The 2,957-nt window shown below is 73.2% G+C and carries 2 protein-coding genes; one reads left to right on the forward strand and one right to left on the reverse strand.

What is annotated here, in order from left to right:
- Nucleotides 1-889: PAS domain-containing protein (locus ACFC1R_RS35755; RefSeq protein ID WP_375945904.1), on the reverse strand; the 889-nt coding region annotated here is incomplete at its 3' end.
- A 730-nt stretch (nt 890-1,619) separates the two neighbouring features.
- Here ACFC1R_RS35755 and ACFC1R_RS35760 point away from each other — a divergent pair.
- Entirely contained in the window at nt 1,620-2,852 is a 1,233-nt protein-coding gene (locus tag ACFC1R_RS35760; RefSeq protein WP_375945889.1) for a serine hydrolase domain-containing protein, read from the forward strand.
- Nucleotides 2,853-2,957: the final 105 nt, after the last annotated feature.

Here is a 2,957-nt window from a genome sequence, read left to right on the forward strand (position 1 = left end):
GCAGCGGGGCCACGCTGCCGGCCGGGCCGCCCTGCAGGTCGGTGGGGCGGATGTTCACCGCCAGCAGCCGGTCGCCGAGCGGGACCACCTCGTCGGTGACGGCACGGCGGGAGAGCAGCAGATCGGCCGTCCGGGGCTCCAGGCCGAGCTCGGAGACCAGGCGCCCCTCCAGCTCCGAGGACAGCCCGAGCAGGCGGCGCGCCTCGTCGTTGGCGAGCAGCACCCGGCCCTCGTCGCCCACGATGACCACGCCCTCGCGCACCGCGTGCAGCACCGCGTCGTGGTGCTCGTACATCCGGGTCATCTCGGCCGGGCCCAGCCCGCGGGTCTGCCGCCGCAGCCGTCTGGTCACCAGCGCGGTACCCGCCGTCGCCAGCGCCAGCGCAGCCGCACCGGCACCCAGGATGAACGGGAGCTGACGGTTGATCGCGCTGCTCACCCGGCTGACCTGGAGCCCGGCCGACACCAGGCCCACGACCGCGCCGCTCGGGTCCGTCACCGGGACGACCGCCTGCACGTCCGCGCCGTTCGGGCCGCTGACGTTCTCCACCGTGATGCCGCCTGCGAGCGACGGGGCGATGGTGCCGATGAACCGCTGGCCGATCTCCGCCGGATCGGTGGCCGTGTAGCGGATGCCGTCCCGGTTCATCACGACGATGAAGTCGACCCCGCTCTGCAACCGGGCGGCCTCGGCCTTCGGCTGCAGCAGTACGGTCGGGTCGGGGGTCCGCAGCGCGGGCACCAGACCGGGCGCGTGGCTGAACGACGCGGCCGCGGCGAGCGAACGGCTGCGCGCGGCCTGGATCCGGTCGCTCCGTGCCTTGACCAGCAGCGTGGTCACCGCGGTCACCACCAGCAGCAGCACGATCAGCACCTGGAGGAGGAACATCTGACCGGCGACGCTGCGGATGCTCGCCACCGACCGCAGACGTCCCACTGACGGCTCCCTCGGAACTTCGCGCGGCTCTCGCCGCTGACGGTGGCCACCTGATCGGCGCCAGAGCAGCCGGGAGGAGCGGCCCAGCACTCGGGCCCTACGCATGTTTACCCCGATCCCGGTCCGAGCGGGATGTGCCACGCCTGGGAGCTCCCACAACCGCCGGGGCCGCACCGGTCAGACCTGTTCGACGTGGAACGACTCGATGAAGCAGTCACGCGGAACGGCCGGGGTCCGCCCGAAGTCACGGCCTGCGGCGGTGATCACGACGCGATGGCTGGCGAGTCTCAAGGTGACGCTCCTGGTTCGGGAAACCGGCGCTGCGGTGCTCCGGCACCGGACACCCGGTCGCGGACGACTCCGGCACCGGACCAACCTGACCGAGCCTCGGTCGGGCACGGGCAGCACCGAAGAGTCACCCGGACGAGACAGTCGCCGGACCCGGACCCGGACCCGGGCCGCTGCCGGGGGCGGACGTGGGCCCGTCCGCCGTCCGCCGCCGTGCCACAGGCCTGCGCGGGCCGTTCGGTCCGGTCTCCGGCCGCCCTCTCCTCACCGAGGAGGACGACGGAACCACTCGCACGGGGGAGCGGGTCCGGTCCGGAGGACGACGTGAGGGCACCCGTCCCGGGGTGAGGCTTGGTGCGAGGCCGGAAGGACCGGCCGGAGGGGGATGACAGCCATGACCGACGTACAGTCACCGAAGTCCGGGCGAACGGCCCTTCGTATCGGTGCCGCCCTGCTGGCCGGTGCGGCCGTGCTGGCGGTGACACCCGCAGCGGTGGCCGCCACGGGCGGCGCAGGTAGCCCGGGCGTGGCCACGGTCCGGGCCGGCCAGGCGGATCCGGCTGCTCTGCGGCAGGCGCTCGACGCGCTGGTCACCCGGGGCGGCGGCACCGCGGCACTGGGCGAGGTCCGCGACCAGGGCCGCACGGTCTGGCGCGGCGCCACCGGGGTGGCGGACCTGGACACCGGCGCCCCGGCCCGCGCCGACGGCCGCTTCCGGATCGGCAGCGCCACCAAGACCTTCGTCGCCACGGTCGTCCTGCAGCTCGTCGGCGAACGCCGGGTGGAGCTGGACGCCCCGATCGAGCGCTACCTGCCCGGCGTGGTGCGCGGCGGCGCGGGCATCACCGTCCGTCAGCTGCTCAACCACACCAGTGGTCTCTACGACTACCTCCGGGAGCCCGGGCTCTACTACCGCCCCGGGGACGACGCCAGTCTGCACGACTGGCTCGCGGTCGGGCGCTGGACCGACTACAGCCCGCAGCAGCTGATCGCCATCGCCAACCGGCACGAGCCCGACTTCGCTCCCGGTACGGGCTGGCAGTACTCCAACACCAACTACATCGTGGCCGGTCTGCTGATCGACAAGGTCACCGGCCACAACTGGCGGCAGGAGGTGGAGCGGCGCATCATCCGGCCGCTGGGCCTCACCCACACCACGCTGCCGACCACCGCCACCACACTGCCCGGCCACTACGCCCACGGCTACGTCGAGCCGCTCTCCGGCGGCCACCTGGACGTCACCGAGCTCAACCCGAGCTTCGCCGACGCCGCCGGATCGGCCATCTCCAGCACCGAGGACCTGACTCGCTTCAACGCCGCGCTGCTCGGCGGCCGACTGCTGCGTCCGGCCGAGTTGGAGGAGATGACGACGGCTCACCCGACCAGCGACCCGAGGCTCGGCTACGGTCTCGGGCTGATGCGGGTCACCGAGCCCTGTGGTGACTTCTGGGGTCACGACGGCGGCATAGCCGGATACACCACGACGGTGCTCGGCGACGCCGGCGGACGCCACCAACTGGCGCTCTCGATGAACCCGTACGACCTGTCCGACCCCGACCGCACCAGCGCCGCGTTCGAGTCGTTCGTGGCCACGGCCGCGTGCGGCACCGGCGCGCCGACCCACTGAGTTGCTGACCCGCTGACCCGCTGGCCAGGGTGGTTTCCGCACGACGGGCCCGCTCGTGCGGAAACCACCCGCCCGGGTGAGAACCCCGGGCCCCGGCCCCTGACC

The sequence above is a fragment of the Kitasatospora sp. NPDC056138 genome (assembly GCF_042264695.1).
Taxonomy (GTDB): Bacteria; Actinomycetota; Actinomycetes; order Streptomycetales; family Streptomycetaceae; genus Kitasatospora.